This window comes from Pseudanabaena sp. PCC 7367, assembly GCF_000317065.1.
GTDB classification, from domain to species: domain Bacteria; phylum Cyanobacteriota; class Cyanobacteriia; order Pseudanabaenales; family Pseudanabaenaceae; genus Thalassoporum; species Thalassoporum mexicanum.
Map to the genome: position 1 here is coordinate 647646 of NC_019701.1, position 19513 is coordinate 667158.

At 46.0% G+C, this 19513-nt stretch carries 16 protein-coding genes and 1 tRNA gene; 8 read left to right on the forward strand and 9 right to left on the reverse strand.

Annotation, left to right across the window (positions count from 1 at the left end; translation table 11 throughout):
- Positions 1-124 precede the first annotated feature (124 nt).
- Together PSE7367_RS02485 and gatC are read left to right on the forward strand one after the other, a co-directional pair.
- A complete protein-coding gene (locus PSE7367_RS02485; RefSeq protein ID WP_015163786.1) occupies positions 125-637 on the forward strand; it encodes a photosystem I assembly protein Ycf3 in 513 nt (170 codons plus the stop codon).
- A 256-nt stretch (positions 638-893) separates the two neighbouring features.
- On the forward strand, positions 894-1184 hold the full coding sequence (gatC, locus tag PSE7367_RS02490; RefSeq protein WP_015163787.1) for an Asp-tRNA(Asn)/Glu-tRNA(Gln) amidotransferase subunit GatC: 291 nt from the start codon (positions 894-896) through the stop codon (positions 1182-1184).
- Between the two features lie 158 nt (positions 1185-1342).
- Here gatC and rpmA read toward each other — a convergent pair whose 3' ends face one another.
- The 3 genes from rpmA to PSE7367_RS02505 form a co-directional block, all read right to left on the reverse strand.
- Positions 1343-1603: a 50S ribosomal protein L27 gene (gene rpmA, locus PSE7367_RS02495; protein WP_015163788.1), complete on the reverse strand. Its 261-nt coding sequence runs from the start codon at positions 1601-1603 to the stop codon at positions 1343-1345.
- A gap of 152 nt (positions 1604-1755) precedes the next feature.
- Positions 1756-2160, reverse strand: a complete 405-nt coding sequence (gene rplU, locus PSE7367_RS02500) for a 50S ribosomal protein L21 (RefSeq protein ID WP_015163789.1) — start codon at positions 2158-2160, stop codon at positions 1756-1758.
- 212 nt (positions 2161-2372) lie between these two features.
- Positions 2373-3317, reverse strand: coding sequence for an Npun_R2479 family HD domain-containing metalloprotein (locus PSE7367_RS02505; protein WP_015163790.1), 945 nt, complete (start codon positions 3315-3317; stop codon positions 2373-2375).
- Between the two features lie 192 nt (positions 3318-3509).
- Here PSE7367_RS02505 and PSE7367_RS02510 point away from each other — a divergent pair, with 192 nt between their 5' ends.
- The 5 genes from PSE7367_RS02510 (at position 3510) to PSE7367_RS22320 (ending at position 6711) form a co-directional block, all read left to right on the forward strand.
- On the forward strand, positions 3510-3713 hold the full coding sequence (locus tag PSE7367_RS02510) for a hypothetical protein (protein WP_041698302.1): 204 nt from the start codon (positions 3510-3512) through the stop codon (positions 3711-3713).
- 509 nt (positions 3714-4222) lie between these two features.
- Entirely contained in the window at positions 4223-4402 is a 180-nt protein-coding gene (rpsU, locus tag PSE7367_RS02515; protein WP_015163791.1) for a 30S ribosomal protein S21, read from the forward strand.
- A gap of 293 nt (positions 4403-4695) precedes the next feature.
- Positions 4696-4767 (forward strand) — tRNA-Lys (locus tag PSE7367_RS02520).
- 52 nt (positions 4768-4819) lie between these two features.
- Positions 4820-5632 carry a class I SAM-dependent methyltransferase gene (locus tag PSE7367_RS02525; RefSeq protein ID WP_015163792.1) on the forward strand — a complete coding sequence of 271 codons (813 nt, stop codon included), beginning with the start codon at positions 4820-4822 and terminating at the stop codon, positions 5630-5632.
- 203 nt (positions 5633-5835) lie between these two features.
- Positions 5836-6711 (forward strand): hypothetical protein, encoded by an 876-nt coding sequence (locus tag PSE7367_RS22320; RefSeq protein ID WP_015163793.1) that lies wholly within the window; start codon positions 5836-5838, stop codon positions 6709-6711.
- Here PSE7367_RS22320 and PSE7367_RS02535 read toward each other — a convergent pair whose 3' ends face one another.
- The 6 genes from PSE7367_RS02535 to PSE7367_RS02560 all read right to left on the reverse strand — a co-directional run bounded on the left by PSE7367_RS02535 (position 6712) and on the right by PSE7367_RS02560 (position 17158).
- Complete coding sequence (locus PSE7367_RS02535) at positions 6712-9204, reverse strand: tetratricopeptide repeat-containing sulfotransferase family protein (RefSeq protein WP_015163794.1); 2493 nt, start codon at positions 9202-9204, stop codon at positions 6712-6714. It abuts the gene before it with no gap.
- Between the two features lie 74 nt (positions 9205-9278).
- Positions 9279-10028: a peptidylprolyl isomerase gene (locus tag PSE7367_RS02540; RefSeq protein ID WP_015163795.1), complete on the reverse strand. Its 750-nt coding sequence runs from the start codon at positions 10026-10028 to the stop codon at positions 9279-9281.
- A gap of 299 nt (positions 10029-10327) precedes the next feature.
- The gene (locus PSE7367_RS02545; RefSeq protein WP_015163796.1) at positions 10328-12391 is read right to left on the reverse strand and encodes a calcium-binding protein; all 2064 of its coding nucleotides are present in this window, start codon (positions 12389-12391) and stop codon (positions 10328-10330) included.
- 608 nt (positions 12392-12999) lie between these two features.
- Positions 13000-13788: a sulfotransferase domain-containing protein gene (locus tag PSE7367_RS02550; protein ID WP_015163797.1), complete on the reverse strand. Its 789-nt coding sequence runs from the start codon at positions 13786-13788 to the stop codon at positions 13000-13002.
- A 545-nt stretch (positions 13789-14333) separates the two neighbouring features.
- Complete coding sequence (lepB, locus tag PSE7367_RS02555) at positions 14334-15167, reverse strand: signal peptidase I (RefSeq protein WP_015163798.1); 834 nt, start codon at positions 15165-15167, stop codon at positions 14334-14336.
- A 104-nt stretch (positions 15168-15271) separates the two neighbouring features.
- Positions 15272-17158: an aspartate kinase gene (locus PSE7367_RS02560; RefSeq protein ID WP_015163799.1), complete on the reverse strand. Its 1887-nt coding sequence runs from the start codon at positions 17156-17158 to the stop codon at positions 15272-15274.
- A gap of 718 nt (positions 17159-17876) precedes the next feature.
- On the opposite strand from PSE7367_RS02560, the gene gpmI reads away from it, so the two are divergent.
- Positions 17877-19481: a 2,3-bisphosphoglycerate-independent phosphoglycerate mutase gene (gene gpmI, locus PSE7367_RS02565; RefSeq protein ID WP_015163800.1), complete on the forward strand. Its 1605-nt coding sequence runs from the start codon at positions 17877-17879 to the stop codon at positions 19479-19481.
- Positions 19482-19513: the final 32 nt, after the last annotated feature.

Below are 19513 nucleotides of genomic sequence, written 5' to 3' on the forward strand. Positions count from 1 at the left end.
TCTTAAATGTGATGTAGCTCGATCGCTATATTTATATATTTCTTGTGGGGATAACCCCGATCAAGCATAGCTAGCAATTAAGTTAAGATCAGTATTTTAGTAACCGTAATTAATCGATCAACCCATGCCCAGATCCCAGCGTAATGATAATTTCGTCGATCGCACCTTTACCGTCATTGCCGATGCGATCCTCAAGCTTTTCCCCACCAGCCAACAGGCTAAAGAAGCCTTTGCCTATTATCGTGATGGCATGTCAGCCCAGGGTGATGGTGACTATGCCGAAGCCTTGGCCAACTACGAAGAAGCATTGAAACTGGAAGAAAACGACTACGATCGCAGCTATATTTACTACAACATGGGTTTAATCCATGCCAGTAATGGCGATTTTAATCAGGCGTTGGAGTTTTACCACGAAGCGATCGATCTTAACCCGCGTCTATGTCAGGCCTTAAATAATACGGCGGTGATCTATCACTACATGGGTGAAAAGGCCGAAGACTCCGAAGTGGCTGAAGAAAATTTTGATCAAGCAGCAGAATATTGGGTCAGGGCAATCCGGATCGCCCCCAACAACTACATCGAAGCCCAAAACTGGCTTAAAACCACTGGTAGAGCGGATATTAGTTCTTTTATCTAGTATTTGCTCTGAATCTTTGCCCAAATATTTGACCTGATATTTGCCCTGATATTTAATTATGAATTTGGCATCTCATTGCCATAATCGCTAGATTTCTGCGATCGCTACTTCTAAAATCGCCAAGCGCAGTAACTATTGGTGGCTAGCAATTAGGCGACTGATTTGTTAGGCTGTTTTAGCAACGCTCAAGCCTTAAATCTAAAATTTTAACTTTCAACTTTTAACTTTCAACTTTCAACTAAATAGCTGAATTACCATGATCGATCGCCAACAAGTCCAACATGTTGCCCACTTAGCTCGCCTCCAGCTCAGTGAAGCCGAAGAATCTAAATTCACACAGCAATTGGGCGACATTCTGGATTATTTTGATCAACTAAATGAACTCGATCCATTACTAGAAGGTGTGGAGCCTACGCTCAGGGCGATCGCCAATGTGAACGTGACTCGCCCCGATGCCAAAATCCCCAGTCTCGATCGAGAGGGTGTCCTGGAAAGTGCCCCTGCCCGTGAAGATGAGTTTTTCCAAGTGCCCCAAATTATGGGCTAAGCTCCTTTATCTTGAAAGGTGCGATCGCTAAAAAAATAAGCTAGCAAAAAACAATGGGCAGCCCTAGAGCTGTCCATCGCTATATTTATTTGATGCTTGATGCTTGATGCTTAGATAAGATATCTAGTTTAGTTTGATATCCAGATTAGATTGGATTACTAGCTAGCAGCAGGATAAACACTCACCTTTTTGCGGCTCTTGCCCTTGCGCTCAAACGTCACAAAGCCTTCTACAGTGGCAAACAAAGTATCATCACTGCCGCGACCAACATTATTACCAGGATGAACCTTGGTTCCCCGCTGACGCACGATAATGCTACCAGCGGTCACAAATTCACCGCCAAAGCGCTTTACACCCAGGCGCTGCGCATTAGAATCGCGCCCGTTCTTGGTACTACCGGAACCTTTCTTATGTGCCATTTGTTTTCCTCCAGACCTACGTTGCTTATCTACTTAATGCTTATTAATGCTTATTAGTGCTTAAGGATTAATCTAAATCCTAATTTGACCGTCTAATTACCAGAATAAATAATTGTTAGCGCCAATCTCCACAATCTCTATTGTCTAAAAATTTATTCAGCAGCTACTTCTGCCGTAACTGTCTCTGCCGCTTCAGCACTTACTTTCACCGGCTCAGGTGTAGCCGCTTTAGCCGTTTTGCCGCCGTGGCTAATATTTTGCACCATCAATCGGGTTAGCACCTGTCTATGCCCATTTTTGCTGCGGGTCTTTTTCTTGGGCTGCATCTTATAGACAATCACCTTTTTAGCCTTGCGGTGCTGCATGACGGTCACTTCAACGCTAGCATTGTCAACCAAAGGCTGGCCAACGCTCACATTGCCGTCCATATTTACCAGCAACACATCGGAGATGCTAAAGCTTTCACCCGGCTCGGCATTAATTTTTTCCACGTCATAGAACCGACCTGGCTCAAATCGATATTGCTTGCCGCCTGTTTGAACAATCGCGTAACTCATTTCCTTCAACCTCTTACAATGCCGTACGGGTACTAGCAGACAATTAATAATTAATTTTAAATTAATTTAATTAGCGCTAACTAGCTTTTAGGGTTTAACCCGATCCGAGCTTGGCAACTTTGTGAATAATAATTAAATGGCTTTTACTTAAAAAAGCACAGAATCTAATACTACACCAATTATTCTGGCGATCGCAACTTAACTTTTAAGCTCTAATTGGCTTGCTCTAACTCAGGGGCATGAATTGATGACATTGGCGGTACTGGTGGTGGTACTGGGCTGACGGAAGATACTGCCGCAGGATCAGCCCTCACATTCCTTACATTAGGATCATGCTCCACCTCAAACACATGGGCATAGAGATTAGCCAGAATTTGCTTACCTTCCTGGGTCAATCGCAAATAATCAGCCGCATGGGCAATATAGGGGAAAACCACACTCCAATAGAACTTGGGATAGTTTTGGCGCAGGTCTTCGGGATTTTCATAGCCGAGTTGATTATTAACGCCAGTCTCCTCGAATTCATAATAAAGCGCTGGGATTTTTTGCAAATAGCGCGGATCGCTCAGTTGGCCAATTAAATCAGCGGCTCGCACCAACCCAGGATAATTAACCGTATCCTGATGATCGCTATCCAGGGGCACCGGAAATCGGGTTAATTCAATATTGGTTTTAATTACATCTGCTTTGATTAATCGATGGCCACCAAACCGCTCTTGAATGAATAGCTTGCCGCGATCGACATGGTAGGGCGTGAGGCTGGCATCAGTTGCACTGAGGGGTAGCTCAACCAACATTTCACCATTACCAGTGGCATAGAGATGCTTGCTAATTTGATCCTGGCGGCACACCCCTCGCACATAGCCAATATCATGACAGAGCAGGGAAATCATAAAATGGAGCCAATCTTCAGTAGAAACTCCACCTTCACGGATATGCTTACCCCGTAAGATTTCCAGCCCCACCAGAGTGACAAAAATAGTATGCTCCACATCATGATAGAGCGCATTACTATTGGCAATATTTTCCAGTGCCATGCTGCCTGCCCAGGCAATAATATCAGCGTAGTCAGGCTTGAGCCCACCATAGGTAGAGTAGTAGCCTTCTTTGAGGCTGCGGGCACAATCCTCAATCAATAGCTTGGTCGGATTAAACATGGGATTTCCTTGCGGCTAACATATACAGAAGATCCTAAATAAACACAAGCATCACTGAGTAAGCAACTATAGATGTAGCATCTAAGTATGCTAAGTCTAAGTATTCTAAGTTAAGTATGATATTTCGGTTAACCCCAGATTCGATCGTCTATTAAGCCCTCTCCAGTTTAACAATCGCAATAGACAAATTGATTGTCCATCAATTCACCAATTACCGATTCACCAATTACCGATCGATTCAAGCAGGCCAACATCCTAATTAGCACTATTGGCAAGCCTAAGTCAGGATTCAATGATGTATTTAGTAAGGTAAAGAAGCAAGCTGTTGCCGTAGATCAGATTCTATGTGGTAATCTAGTACCTCTAGATAATTTAATCTGGGGACTATTCGTGTAGGCTTCTTGATAATCGTTTTGACGATCGCTAAGTCGGCGCAGTGTTTACAGCGAATCGCACATTGAAAATTATTTTAAGTATTTCGATCTGGATGGTGATTGTATTTGATTTAGATAATTAGATAAGTAGGTAGATATATAAGAAAAGGCTCTGGTTAAGTAAATTGCTTAGCAGCCAACAGGAAAAGCAAAGAGCCTGAGAGAAATTATTACTCTACTTAGTTCCGGTGCGAGGGGCTATTGCAATCACTTTTTAGAAATTTTTAGAAAAAGTGTGATTAGGGTATAGAGTCGATCGATCATCGATGCAAGTTGAAATAGACACTCTAGACCGCGAGAGTATTACTTGGCTGGGCTGTTTTAGCCCTTTTATTGGTGTTGATTGTTTAGACGACAAGGGTTTGCTTTGCTGCTGCTACCCTGCTAATCCAACTCCAATCCGCACATATTGTGTGTATTCAGTAATTAGTTAGTATTTTCTGGTTAATCTTTATCTAAGGAGGTTATTTAATGGCTCAAGTTATTGTTGGTGAAAACGAAGGCATTGAATCTGCGTTGCGTCGGTTTAGACGTGAAGTTTCCAAGGCTGGTATCTTCCCAGATATGAAGAAAAAGCGCTACTTTGAAACCCCAGCCCAAAAACGCGATCGTAAAGCCGCAGCTCGTCGCCGTCAAAGCAAGGGGCACTAGGAATTTTTGCTTGGACTACATGATCGCTTAGTTTGCATAGAAAGCGATCGGTAGCTACAAATATCAGCATAATATTGATCCGGAGTCTGGTTAAACTACACAGGCTCTTTATTATTTTATGACAAGAAGTCGGATGAAGAGAAAAGGGCGATCGCTGATGCGGCGGAGCTATTCATCAGTAAGCTAAACCGCTACAAGCCAGACTAGATAAAAATCATAAGTTGCTACAAAAATAATTTAAGCGATCGCCTATAAAACCAAGTTGCAATATGTTACGATAGTCAACGGCTTGCGGGTCGCTAACTCAACGGTAGAGTACTCGGCTTTTAACCGATTAGTTCCGAGTTCGAATCTCGGGCGACCCATTTTAAAATATAATAAATACCTGAAATCGCTGATCATAGGATAGTTGAAACAATGGACTATTTACAGCGATCGCTTGCCATAAATAATATAGAATCATCGATCGACCTGTGGCTAGATATGAACCTCCTCTTCGATCTCTATGCCGACCTGCCGCGCCAAGCTCCTGGGAGTGATGCCTCCACCCGCAAAGCACTAGAGTTTTTTACTGATCTATCCGCAAATCCAAAGATACTCGATCTTGGCTGTGGTACTGGCGCTTCCACCCTCACCCTGGCCAAGCAATTACCAACGGCCACAATCACTGCCCTGGACACCTTTCCTGAGTTTTTGGAATTACTTAACCAACGCAGCGAGCAGGCAGGGTATGCCGATCGCCTCGCTACCCTCAATTGTTCAATGGCGGAGCTACCTTTTCCTGCCCATCACTTTGACCTGATCTGGTCAGAGGGCGCGATTTATAACATTGGCTTTGAAACAGGCTTGGCCTACTGGCGGCAATTCTTGAAACCAGGCGGGGCGATCGCGGTTAGTGATGTATCCTGGTTGGTTGAATATGCAGAGATACCTGATGAAGTTATGAGATTCTGGCAGACCGAGTATCCTGCGATCCAATCGATCGCTGCAAACCTGAATACGATCGCCAGGCTAGGATATCAAAATCTGGCTCACTTTATCCTGCCAGAGTCAGACTGGTGGCAATCATACTATCTGCCTATTGCCAGTAAAATGGAAGTATTGCGATCGAGATATGCTGATGACGCAGAAGCCACCGCATGGCTGGAGCAACAGGCTACTGAGATCGAAATGTATCGAGCTTATAGCAGTTATTATGGCTATGTTTTTTACTGCATTCAAACAAGCTAATTAGTTAAAATGTGGACTGATTAGACTGATTAAAATGAAGGGTGGCGATCGCATATCCTCCAGCATTAGATTATTAGATATTTATGATTACCGCCGATCGAACCAGTTCAAAACCATTAATTAAGCCGGATGCTGTATTTACTATTGCATAATTTATTGGCCGATCGGTTTATCAAGTAAGAGTAGGCATTGTCGCTGGCTATATGGCTAATTCAAATCAACCTGATCAAGAAAATCAGTTCCCGGTAGATTCAGAGAAACAGCGCCGGGAAGCAGAAGCCATGCACGATATTATGCTTTTGCTTGAGCATATGACCCAGCGCGAAAAGGTGACGATCGAGTTAATTGTCGATCGCCTTTATGATGTGGGGGCAACTAATTTAATCGAGCAAAAAATTCACTCACAGCGCCTCCAGAAGACCATCAAGCCGATCGCCAGATCGCCTATGTCTAAATCAGCGGTGCGGATCGCGGCCTGGTATTGGTTTAAGCAAAATTGCCCCAAACTAATCACCGATTGGCTCTATACCAAGGTTTCCTTTGGCGCTGATAGCTCTAATAGCGTTGTCGCAGAGGTAAAAGCGATCGCCAATGGTGAACAGGCTCCGGTGGATTTGCCCATCAATCGCAATAATGGCAGTAATGGCACTGAGCCATCGCTCCAGGTTGAACAAATGGCTACGCCTCCATCCTCTCCCTCGGTGGTCAAGATTGAAACTGAACCAGTTAATGGTGCAGCCAGGAATAGGAAGAAGAGCGGTAATAACAAGAATGGCGATCGGAATTATTCAAAAAACCACAATGGCCAAACAGCAAGGCCAGCAGTAAATTCAACTAGTGCGATCGTGTTGGCAAAATCAAGGATCAATCACCCAGATCCAGAGGCAATGGCAGCGATCCAGGAGATCGAGAACCTGCAACAACGGGTAAGATTGCTTACCAGTGCACTGGTGGTGATGATCGTGGCGTTTAGCAGTGGAACAATCTGGTTGGGGCATCGCCTGGGACTAAAACCAGCGGATATTTTCAGCGATCAATCTCGCACTACATTGATTGATGATCAGGGAATGCTCAAGTAATTAAATCTCTTCAGCCAGAGCGGCCTTAAGCGGGTCTAGATATTTCTCATAATTCTTATACCGCCCCACCGACTTGTTATAAATCGGCTGGCGCACCTGGTCATAGCTAACAGTGCGGGCAAAGCGCTTTGATTCATAAAAACTAAGGCAAGCATCATCCCATTCCAGCCCCAAAAACTCGATCATCTGGCGGCTCATAGCTTCCTGGTTGGCGACCACCTCTTCATATTTAATCTCCATAATTGGTAGATCGAGGGTGGCTTGCCAATGCTCCATCAAGCGCCGATAGAGCTGGTAATAGTAGCCAATATTGCCAAGGTCATGCTTTTGTGGGTGCGAGCCAATAAAGTTTTGGAAATAATAAGACACACCATTATCAAGCGGGTCACGGGTGCAATGGAAAATTCTGGCTTTGGGAAAGAGGATTGCAATCAAACCCAAATGCATAAAGTTATAGGGCATTTTGTCGGTAATCCGCTCAGCCGTAGCCGAGAATTGCCGCAGCCGATCGAGATGCTGCTGAGCCATTTCGTCCACCAAGCCCTGATTAAAATAATCAATTAAATCTGGGTAAGGGCGCGACAGACCAAACCGCTGTATTGTTTTATGCAGCAGCATCGCCACATCAGTTAGCTCGCCCGCACCATAAACCGCAGGGTGACTGGCCACAATCTGCTCAACCAGGGTAGTACCAGAGCGGGGCATCCCCACAATAAACACCGGAACTTCGCTATTGTTCTGGGCACGGGGCAGCTTAGCCAGATTTTCCCGATCGTAGGCATTACTCAAAGACCCAAAGTCTAATTTGCTCTGGTGGCGATCGTACTTGTCGGTATATTGTGAATTAGCCTGTTGATAGGCATCAAAGGCGGCATCATATTCATTAATGCTGTCATAGAGATCGCCAAGCGTAAATAACAAATGTTGCTTTTGGCCTGGCCCAATTTGAGTTTTCTCAAGTCTTGCCTTGAGGGATGGTAGCGCCTCGTGGGTCTTCTTGAGACGGCGACACACCGTAGCATAGGTAATCAAGAAGCTATAATTTTCGGGATAAGCCTCAAATAATGGTTTAATCAGGTCGTAGGCTGCTTGATATTGCTTTTGGCGCTCCAGAATCCCAGCCTTGCCAGCGATCGCTTCAGGATTATCAGGATAAATCCGCAGCACGCGATCGTAAACAGCAAGTGCTCGCTCGAAATCACCACTGGTTTGCAAGGCGCTGCCAAGACTATATTGAGCTTTGAGGAAATTTGGCTTAGCCGCGACTGCCTGTTCAAAGAATTTAATCGCCTCAGCAGTATTTCCACCCATCATGTAAATATTACCGCAGGTGTTGAGGGCTTCAGCAAAATTAGGACGCAGTGCCAAAGCCCGCTTACAGCTTTCTAAGGCCTTATCCAACTCCCGCATGGCACCATAGGCTTCCGCCTCAATTTGATGCGCCTCGGCTAGATTGGGGTTGAGTTGCAATGCCTGTTTGGCATATTGCATTGCCGTTCCCACATCCCCTTGTTTACCGATCGCAGTTGCCAGATAACTATAGGCTTCGGCGTTACGGGGGCTTAGTTCGATCGCCTTACGTAGGTGAGCGATCGCGTCAGTTTGGCGATCAAGGATCTCACTGAAGGTGATGCCAAGATTGATGTGAGCTGGAACACAATCGGGCTTTATTTCGATAATGTTTTCCAGGCAGCTAATCGCCTCATTGGTTTTGCCTTGTTTTGACAGGCTTTTGGCTAATTGCAATTGGCTTTGATAATCAATCAAAGTGGGGTTTAGTTGGATTGCCTTGAGTTGGTGCAGTGAGAGCTTGGCATTTAAGGCCACTGACAATTCCCAATGGGCTTCTGCCAGCTCAGGATCTTTAGCGATCGCCTGTTCATATTGTGCGATCGCCTGTTCATATTGTGCGATCGCCTCTTCAGTTCGGTCTTGCAGCAAATAAGCTTTTGCCAGGGCTCGGTAAGCGGGCGCAGAATTGGGGTTCAATTGTAGTGCTTGATTACTGGCCGCAACTGCCGCTGGAGCATCATATTGTTGAATCTGCACCAATGCCATTTCGGTGTAGGCTTGCTCATAGTTAGGGTTAACCGCGATCGCCTTTTGGTAGTTATCGATCGCTTTTGCCAAATCCCCTTGCAGTTTATGCACATTCCCCAACCCTAAATAGGCCTCTGCCATTTTGGGTCTAATTGCCAATGCTTGCTCATAGCTGGCCAAGGCATGATCATACTGCCCCAAGGCGGTTTGCACTTCGCCCAAATTATTATAGAAAACCGGATTATTACCATTGGCGGCGATCGCCATATTGATATACTTCAGCGCCAGTTCATGCTTTTGCACCTGATGAGCAATTACCCCGCGTAAATGCAAGGCATCCGCATGGTTCGGTTGTTCCGTTAATACCTGACGATACAAGACATCTGCTTGTTGCAATTGTCCTGCTTGATGCAGTTGCAGAGCCTGGGCAAAGGTAGCGGCGATCGATGTCATACGATTGAGTCTGGCTATACTAAATTAAATTAAATTTAAGTCAAATAAATTCATAAACTTGGGGGCGATCGCAATTATTGGGATGCATTGTCTTCAAGGAGGCTCTTCACAGCGCCGATCGCTTTAATTTGATCGCGTACCCAGGCTTCAAACATCTCATTAATTAACTGTTTGCGAATTGCCGCATCCATCTGCGCTGGATAATATTTTTCTAAGCGAATAATCACATACCAGTCTTCGAGTCGGGTGGGTGGCCACAATTGACCAGGCTGGCTCACTGCCAGGGTTTTGGCGATCGCTGGGTGTGGAGTGGTCAGGGGTGCTGGGCCCACCAAGCCACCTGTGTTTGCTTCCCCTCCCTGGGAATATTGCCGCGCCAGATCACTGAAAGTTTGTTCTCCCTCCTTAATCCGGAAATAAAGCTCCTGGGCTAAGCCTAGGTCTTTGGTGCGGATCAGTGAATATAACACCCGATCTAAAGCCTGTTTGCGGGTCATGAAATAGGACTCAACTTTTGGCCCCCATTTACTTTCCTTAAACTTTTCGAGCTTAACCGGCCTGGTGACGATCGATTCTAGCTGATCAACTTCAATTCCCTGGGTTTGCAACCAATCCTTTTGCGCCTCTGGGGTGAGCAGTTTGTTGCGTTCATAAAATTGCTTTAGAAATTCATCCCGCTCCTCCGGCATACAATCATAATCTTTGATCGCATCATCTACTACCAAGCCACGCATCAAGTGCGGCATCAGTTGATAGCGCCCTATTAAGCTAATCAATTCACGATCGCTAATTACGCGATCGCCAATTTGCAGAATTCCGGTCATAGCAACTTTTACTTATCCATAGATGGTCTGTATACATCCTGCTTGAGGTTTTCCCATTTTGCCACTTTTTCCACCCCAAGATAAACATTTATCGCGCTCTTGATTCTGGGTGGTGTTGAGCCAAAGCAAACATGCAATTCCAAATTTAGTTTTTAGTTAAACAGCGAGCAGGCGCAAACAAAAGAGAGCGGCAATCTACCGCTCCCCTTATTTAACTATTGCTAACCAAAATGGTTATTAATTAGTTAGTTATTCTCAGTCATACATTACTGACTGGTTTCTGTCTTTGCCTGTATAGACTAGGCGAAGAAGACGATGTCGCTGTTGCCAACGGTTGGCGCAGGCGGGATGAAACCAGTAGGAGCAACGAACAAAGGTGCTCCAGCCAAGGTCGCAAATTGCTCGGCAGCAATTGGGCCAGCACCATCGGCATCGTACCAGAGGTCGCCAGTAGCAGTGTTGTACAGGAAGAAGTCGGCCACGATCGTGCTGGTGGTTACACCAAAGAAGGCTGCGATCGGTGCATAAGGTGCCACATTACCAGGGCTCACGCCAGGAGCGGCAGTAAACTTGGTCAAGTAGTAACCATCAGGACTGGTTAGGTTGTAGAAACCGGCAAAACCAGTGGTTGGCGATACATCACTAATTGTGGCAGGCTCGTTACCGAAGCCAGTAGTGTTGATGGCAATTACATCATTACCATTAGCATCAAAGTCAGTGATGATATCGATACCATCGGCAGGGCTGTTGTACGCAAAGTAGTCAGTACCTGCGCCACCAGTGATGGTGTCATTACCAGCATTACCGAACAAGGTGTCGTTACCAGCGTTACCAAAGATTTCATCGCCAGCAGCATCACCGTAGACGGAGTCATTACCAGAATTACCAATCAAGGTGTCAGCATCGTCACCACCACGGATGGTGTCAGCACCGAGGTTACCGTCGATCGTGTCTGCGCCAGTACCACCTAACAAGGAGTCTTGACCAAAGCCACCATCAATGGTGTCATTACCAGCATCACCCAAGACAGTGTCATTACCATCGTTACCCTTCAGGGTATCGTTGCCGTCACCACCAGAGATGCTGTCGAAACCGTTCTCACCAAGAACAGAGTCATTACCGGTACCACCAGTAATGGTGTCATTACCATCATCACCAGCGATGGTGTCATCACCAGCACCACCATCTAGGGTGTCGCCGACATCAGGAATGCTACCACCACCGAAGCCGTCGATGCTGTCATTGCCATCTTCACCGAAGATTTCATCAGCACCAGCGTTACCCAAAGCAGTGTCATTACCAGCACCACCGAAGATCGTGTCATTACCGGACTGACCTTCGATGAAGTCAAAGCCAGCAGCAGCCATCATGGAATCATCACCAGCACCACCAGCAAGTGTGTCATCGTTGACGGTACCTTCGATCAACTCAGAACCGGGAGTACCGGTTAGGTTTACACCAGCGCGGCCAGGGATGTTACCACCGACTACGAAAGTAAAGGCAGTGCCGTCGCCATTTACAGCATCAGCATTGGAGCTGTTAGCAACCACACCGTTGATTTCTACATCGTTGCTACCGAAACCAAGTAGATCGGTAACACTAACATTTTCGATCGTGATGGTTTGACCAGCTACACTTTCAGGGGCACTCAGGCCAGGAGTAGAAGCACTACCAGTGAAGGTTACTACTACATCATCACCGGATTGAGTGAAGGTTACGGTTGCGTCCTTATCGAGCTGGTTGATGATCAAGACATCAGCAGTACCAGAACCAGCGCGGAAGTCGTTGATGGTGTCAGTACCACCAAATCCACCAACGGTATTACCAGAGAAAGTGCTGGTAGGTTCGAAGATGAACTCATCAGAATCATCACCACCAGAGAGGATTGCGCTACCAGCGCCACCGATCAACTGGTCTTCACCGGAACCACCGAAGATCAGGTCGGTAGAAGTAGTACCAGCAAACAAGGTGTCGTTACCCTTGTCACCATTCATGATGCTGGCTTCAGTACCACGGGAAATCAAGATATCTTCATCTTGACCACCGAACATGGTGTCGCCACCAATTTCGGTTGAATAAAGAACGTCATTACCCTTGTTACCACTTAAGGTGTCACCACCGAAACCAAAAGTAGAACCAAACAGGGTGTCACTGCCGGAACCACCGAACAGGCTATCGTTACCAGAAGCAGTGTCAGTGCTGCTATTTGCTTGGATTAGGTCACTACCACTATTACCGTTCAGGGTGTCATTACCAGGACCACCGATAATAGTATCGTCACCTTCTAGACCGCGAACCTCATCACCTTCAGCGGAAGCGGCTTCACGGAGATCATTAAATTCTGTACCAACTATTAGAGCCATGTTTAACTTACTTACTCCTCAGATTATTCTTAGCTTACAAGTTCTTGCCTTCTGTTGCTATGCCATTTTGAAGACGGCTATGAGTACCAATCAGTTCCTGAGATCGGTTGACTGGAGTTAATTCAAGCCTCATTCAAAACTTGCCACCTTGAGAATATAACATATAGACCAAGGGTGGAAAGGCAGAAAGCTGCATATGGCTTTTCCGAGGTGTTCTTTTGTACCTCAGCCAAAATTCTATGTCCATTTAATCGCATAAACAACATCTTTGGTAGAAAGATATGCCTTAATAGGTACTTCTTACCTTTTCGATCGCAACTTACCCATGCTTAGCTTATTGGTTGGCAAACCACTCATAGGTCAAAATTATATGTTGTGTGATCATGGCAAATGGCCTCGGCAGGATGCTGTAAGGGAAACTGCGGCGATCGCTATTCATTAGCTACCCATACGCGCATTTGGACATGCAGTTTTAGGCATGCAAATGGATGAATTAGAGTATTAATTTTGGCGCGGCGAATTACTTAATATTAGCAAAAATGTTTAAACGACTTTTGCTGATAAGCCATAACTACTAAGGTATCCCCTGGATATAGCTATTGTTGCCATTAACTTAAGTCGATGTTTAAAAGCTGGCTGAGGCGATCGATTTCCTGGTGATATTTTCGCTTCAGGTAATTGCGATCGCGTGGCTGCATTGCTTGCTGGTATTTGCCCACTAATATCCGCTCTGGTGCTGGCGGTACGATTGTTGAGTCAATCTCAAGGAATTCATAAATCCGCCGCAGGGTTTGGTTATGTTGCGATTGCAGCTCTTCATTGCGCAGGATTAACAAGTTCTGGCGATCGAAATACTTGAGCAAATTTTGAATCTGGCGGTAATAAAAGCCCCGATCGACATAGGAATGGGTGCGAATTGGCGATCGCTCTGCTTCTGGATTAGCCCCGAGTTTCAAGCGTAAATATTCCAGTCTGATCGCAATCGGAAAAGGCAGCCACTCCCAACCTCTAGATTTTTCCATCTGGTATTGGGAATAGGCGCGATCGATCGGATTACGCAAGATCAAAATCACTTTCATATTCGGGTTATAAGCATAAATCCGCTGCGGCACCCAGGGTAGATACATATATATGGGTGTAGCCTCACCAACTGCTAGCTGATCGTGGTAGTTAGGGAAAAAGCTGTGATAGTAGTCATAATTAGGCTTTTGGGACGAGCTTTGGTTAGCTAAATCCTTGGCCTGAATCTTACTTTGAGCATAATAATTTTTGTCGTAGTCAAAGAAATGGACTTCTTTAACCGGAGCCATGCAAACCTGCGGGTGTTGAGCCAGGAACTTCGCCAGGGCAGTAGTACCACCTTTCTGGGTGCCAGCGATGATGAAATTAACTTGCATATTGGTTCTGTTTGAAGATTATGGCGATCGCTCTGGCAGCCCTCAACTATCAGCACTATCAGCTTAGAATATCGAGCAACGGGACTGAAATAATTGATTATGTTGCCTAGCAGTGCTTTTGAGCATCCTCAAGCAAAATGCATTAATTAGCATTGCTTATCCTATATATGGGATATGGGATATGGGATATGGGATATGGGGTCTACTTATGCGGGATGAAACTGCGCATCTAAATTACTGAAGCGATCGCAATTAGCATTATCCCAACTAGTCAAATTATCCTAACAATTTGCAATAGCCAGATTTAGGGATGAGCTGCCAAAGCACAAACTAATGCCGTCATAGGCATCTTAATTCTTTATTCTTTGCAGATATTACTTTACCGATAGTGCAAGAGAAGTAGAGATAAAAATGTCGCCAATAAAAATATCAAACATATGACTGCTCTCAATTTTACCGATCGCTTGCTCGTTAAATTATCCCAATCATATACAACGCCGCAAAAGAGTTACTAAGAGGAGAGCAGCATATCAAGCAACATTAATCTACTCAGCAGCAGCACTTTGCTCAAGATTTGAATAGGTGGGCTTTTTGAGAGTGCCAGCGCGATTGTCGATCGGCCAATAGCGAAAGAATGCCCGACCAACCACATTTTTAGCAGGCAGATAACCCCAGGCATGGGAATCAAGGCTACGATTGCGATTGTCCCCCATCACCCAATAATTACCCGGCGGGATCGTAAACCTAATCTCGCCATCAGCTTCATTGACCAGATCAATTTCACCTAGATCAACACAGCTATCACAGGATTGATTGGCGGCATAGGGCAAGGTGTAGTCCATCGGCTCTTTGATATAGGGCTCAGCGATCGGCTGGTCATTGATAAAGGTTTGGCCATCCTTGATCGCTACCTCATCCCCTGGCACACCGATCACCCGCTTGATATAAACCTTACTACTATCAGGCACGGCAGGCTGATCGGGCGGATAGAACACAATCACTTCACCCCGCTGTGGATCTCGAAACCGATAGGATATTTTCTCAATTAAGAGGCGATCGTTAATTTGCAGAGTGGGCTCCATCGAGCTAGAGGGGATATAGCGCGGCTCGGCCACAAAAATTCTCACCCCAAAGGCCAACAACACCGCCACCAGAATCGTTGGCACATTCTCTTCTAGTTGTTGCCGTACCCATCCCGGTGACTTTTGCGGTTGATTAGGCTCACCGTTTGGCTTGGTTTGATCATCCGGCGATCGGGATGACGACTGATTGGCGGAATTGCCAGTAGAGTTATCCGCGTCATGCTCGGAATCATTACTATTACTAGCAGTTAAATTTTCCGTGGATTGCAGTCGATCGGTGCTTGGGTCTGAGGACATATGTTTTTTCTAGAATTGAATCCCAGCGGGATAAGAAATAATCCAGATACTTAAATACTTAGAAATAACTAAATATGCACTTAGGCTAGTTTAGCTTGTTTGGTTTAGGATTCCTGGGCAAGATTAAATGCCTGGTGAATCGTTTTCAATGCCACGATCGCATCCTCTTGACGCACCACACAGCTTACTTTAATTTCCGAGGTAGCAATCATCTCAATATTAATGCCTGCCTTGGCAAAGGCCGTAAACATCTGCGCTGCTACTCCCGGCTGTTCGATCATACCCGTGCCCACGATGCTAACCTTGGCGATCGCCTCATCTTTGACCACTTCACCATAACCTAGCTCCATGGCGGCATTTTTTAATACTGCTTCCGCCTGATTTAGATCGGCCACTGGTACCGTAAAGGCAATGTCGTTATATTGTTGCCCCGGCTGCGATTGAATGATCGTATCAACGCTGATACTACGATCGGCTAAGCACTGAAATATGCTTGCCGCTACCCCTGGGCGATCGGGTACATTTTTAATTGCCAATCGAGTACGATTGAGATCCAGTGCCACACCTCGCACAGGCGCATCTGGACTCTGCTCTGGCTTTTGATTTGGTATTTGATTTGGTATTTGTGTAGAGGCATCAGAATTACTGGCTTTAATTGGCAAACCAATCGCCGAGCTAATTTCCTGCACCGCAAAGACATCCTGCAATGCAGCGATCGCTTGGTCATAGCTATGCTCGGCAATCACACAGCTAATTTTGATCTCCGAAGTTGAAATCATCTGAATGTTAACTCCTGCTTTGCCCAGAGCCATAAACATCTGGGCGGCAATGCCCGGTCTACCGATCATACCCACACCAACAATGCTCACGATCGCAATCGCCGGATCACAAACAATCGCCGCATGTTCTAACTCCAAATGTTCTACGACTGTGCGAGCTTGAGTAAGTTCCTGCCGATCGACCGTAAAGGCGATGTCGTTGAGGTTGGCAGGCTCCTGGATCGATTGCACAATCAAGTCTATATTCAAACCTGCCCCAGAGAGAGCACCAAAGAGTTGGGCAGCAATACCAGGACAATCGGGCACCCCCAGGATCGCAATTTTAGCCTGGGAGCGATCGGAGGTAATCCCCTCCACAAAGCGGTTTACTTCTAGAGCCTGGTAATTGCCACTGGCCAAAGTAGGAGAGATGACCACGGTGCCAGGATCTTCAAGCCAACTCGATCGCACCGCCATCTTGACACCAAAATTGCGGGCGATTTCTACGGCGCGGGGATGCAACACCTTGGCTCCCTGACTGGCCAGTTCCAGCATCTCATCACAGGTAATTTGGTCTAGTAACCTGGCTTCCGGCACAATGCGCGGATCGGTGGTCAAAATCCCTGGTACATCGGTATAGATCTCGCAAATTTCTGCACCAATTGCCGCCGCGATCGCCACCGCCGAAGTATCCGAACCACCACGACCAAAGGTAGTAATTTGCCTGGTGGGCTGTTGGCCATCGGTTGCGATCGCCACGCCCTGAAATCCGGCAATGATCACCACTTTTCCCGCATCTAAGCATTCGCGCACATGGCCAGTTTCTATGCGCAATACCCTGGCGCGGGTATGGTGCGGCTCAGTAATAATCGGCACTTGCGCTCCAGTTAGGGCGATCGCCGGTTGGCCGATCGATTGCAAGGACATACTCAACAGGGCGATCGAGATCTGCTCACCAGCGGAAAGCAATAGATCCATTTCGCGGGCTCTGGCCTGGGGATCGCTTTGCTGATCAAGAGAATGTTGTTGCTCTTTTTGTTGCAGATCAAGAGCTTTCTCAACCACTGCATCAGCTAAGCCCACTAATGTATCGGTGGTTTTGCCCATTGCCGACACCACCACCACTACCTGGTGACCCTGAGCTACCGTAGCTTTAATTCGATCGCGGACCGCTTTGATCCGGGTGGCATCGGCGACGGATGAGCCACCATACTTTTGCACAATCAACGACATTTCAATTGCAGGTTTGAATATTTTAGTAACTTAAAAATTTGCCAATGCCTGAAAATCAGGTTTACTTAGTTTACCTGCCTGAGTGACTTGCTTAGTTATGATTAACCAATTAACCAAGGTTGCCAATTTACACTGCTGCGATCGATTTATTTATTACTCATCACTATTTTTATGCTCATAATTAAATAATTAACGACCAGTCAAAGCTGATTAAAGATGATTTAAGTTAGGGTGTTTCTTACCGTGACCATCGTTGACGACGATTAACCCCATAAAAATCACTATTGTCATAGTTTCTCAACTATAATTAAATAAGTAACAGTTAATTAACACTCTAGATAGATATTTAGGCGATCGCAGCTTTTAGATAGAAGACTCTAGGCTGCAAATTTGTCTATTGGGAGAGTTAAGAGCAAGCCATAAATTGCTGTAATTCGCCCAAAAAAGCTGTTTATTGATGCATTTGCACCAATAAGACAATTTTATTGATTAAAAATCTTAAATACGTCATTAGAAGCTTGATTTCCGCCTAATACTATGTAGCCAACCTCATCCGTCTGTCTAGAAGCTGCCACCACCAGCATCTATGCCATATTTACCAGGCATGACAGGCAAAATTGCCCCTAAATTACTCTGGTGATATGATTGCGATTGAAAGCAATGTATGGCCAGTAATTTAATTAATTAGTAACTAGTTGTATTTAGGGAATCAAGTTCTATGAGCACGGAGTCTGTTTCTCCAGTCGTCTTGGTTATTTTAGACGGCTGGGGCTACCGTGAAGAGGTAGACGGTAATGCCATTGCTGCCGCCAACACTCCCATCATGGATAGCCTCTGGCAGGCATATCCCAAGACTCTGTTGCAAGCATCTGGGAAGGATGTGGGGTTGCCGCGTGGTCAAATGGGTAATTCTGAAGTTGGGCATATTAGCATTGGCGCAGGACGAATTGTGCCCCAGGAACTGGTTCGGATTTCTGATGCGGTCGAAGATGGCACGATTGCTAGTAATAGCGCCTTGCTGAATGTTTGTACGACCGTTAAAGCCAATGGCGGCAAGCTCCATCTAATTGGTTTGTGCTCTGATGGTGGCGTTCATTCTCACCTCGATCATTTACTTGGCCTATTGGATATGGTCAAATCCCAGGGGCTTGAGCGCGTTTGTATCCATGCGATCACTGATGGTAGGGACACTTTGCCCAGGTCAGGAATTTCCCATCTCACTAAGCTCCAAAATTACGTCGATCGCATTGGCGTTGGCCAAATCGTTACGGTGATGGGACGCTATTTTGCGATGGATCGGGATAAGCGCTGGGATCGGGTTCAAAAAGCCTACGAGGTAATGGTTAGCACTGACACAGAATCAATTACTGCCAGCAGTGCCGTTGAAATCCTGGAAAAATCCTATGCCAATGACATTACCGATGAGTTTGTGGAACCGGTCAGGATTGCCCCAGGCGCGATCGAACCAAATGATGGCATAATTTTCTTTAATTTCCGTCCCGATCGGGCGCGGGAAATCACCCAGGCGCTCATGGCTGATAATTTCACTGGGTTTGAGCGTGAGCAAGTTAAACCGCTTTCGTTTGTTTCGCTCACTCAGTACGATGCAAGTTTAGATTTGGATGTGGCGTTTTTGCCCCAAAGTCTAGATAATTTGCTTGGGCAAGTGGTGGCAAGTCACGGACTCAGGCAATTTCGCACCGCAGAAACCGAAAAATATGCCCATGTTACCTATTTCATGGATGGTGGCAATGAAGAACCCAGCCCCGGAGACGATCGCTTATTGGTGAATAGTCCCAGGGTTTCAACCTATGACCAACAGCCAGAAATGTCGGCAAATGCCGTTGCCAATGCAGTGGTCGAAGCGATTGATAAACGCTATTATTCGTTGGTTGTGGTTAACTTTGCCAATCCCGACATGGTAGGACATACGGGGAATTTTGAAGCTACGGTTAATGCCCTTGGCCACATTGATACCTGCGTGGGCAGGGTAATCGAGGCTGCCTCCAACTCCGGTGGCGTAGTATTAATCACCGCCGATCACGGCAATGCCGAGTATATGCACGACCAGGATGGCAAGCCTTGGACTGCGCATACCACCAATCCAGTACCATTTATTATGGTAGAAAGTGAAGGCATTAAGATCCCCGGTGGCGGCGGCGAAGTAAAATTAAGATCTGGCGGTCGTTTGGCAGATATTGCACCGACTATTCTTGATATTTTACAAATTCCCAAGCCAGAGGAGATGAGTGGCGAAAGCCTGATTGTGCCCTCTGACTATACGGTGAGTAAGCAGCGCACCCCAGTAAAGATCAGAGCATAGGTGCATAGGTTAGGTAAGGTAGAGGGAATTGT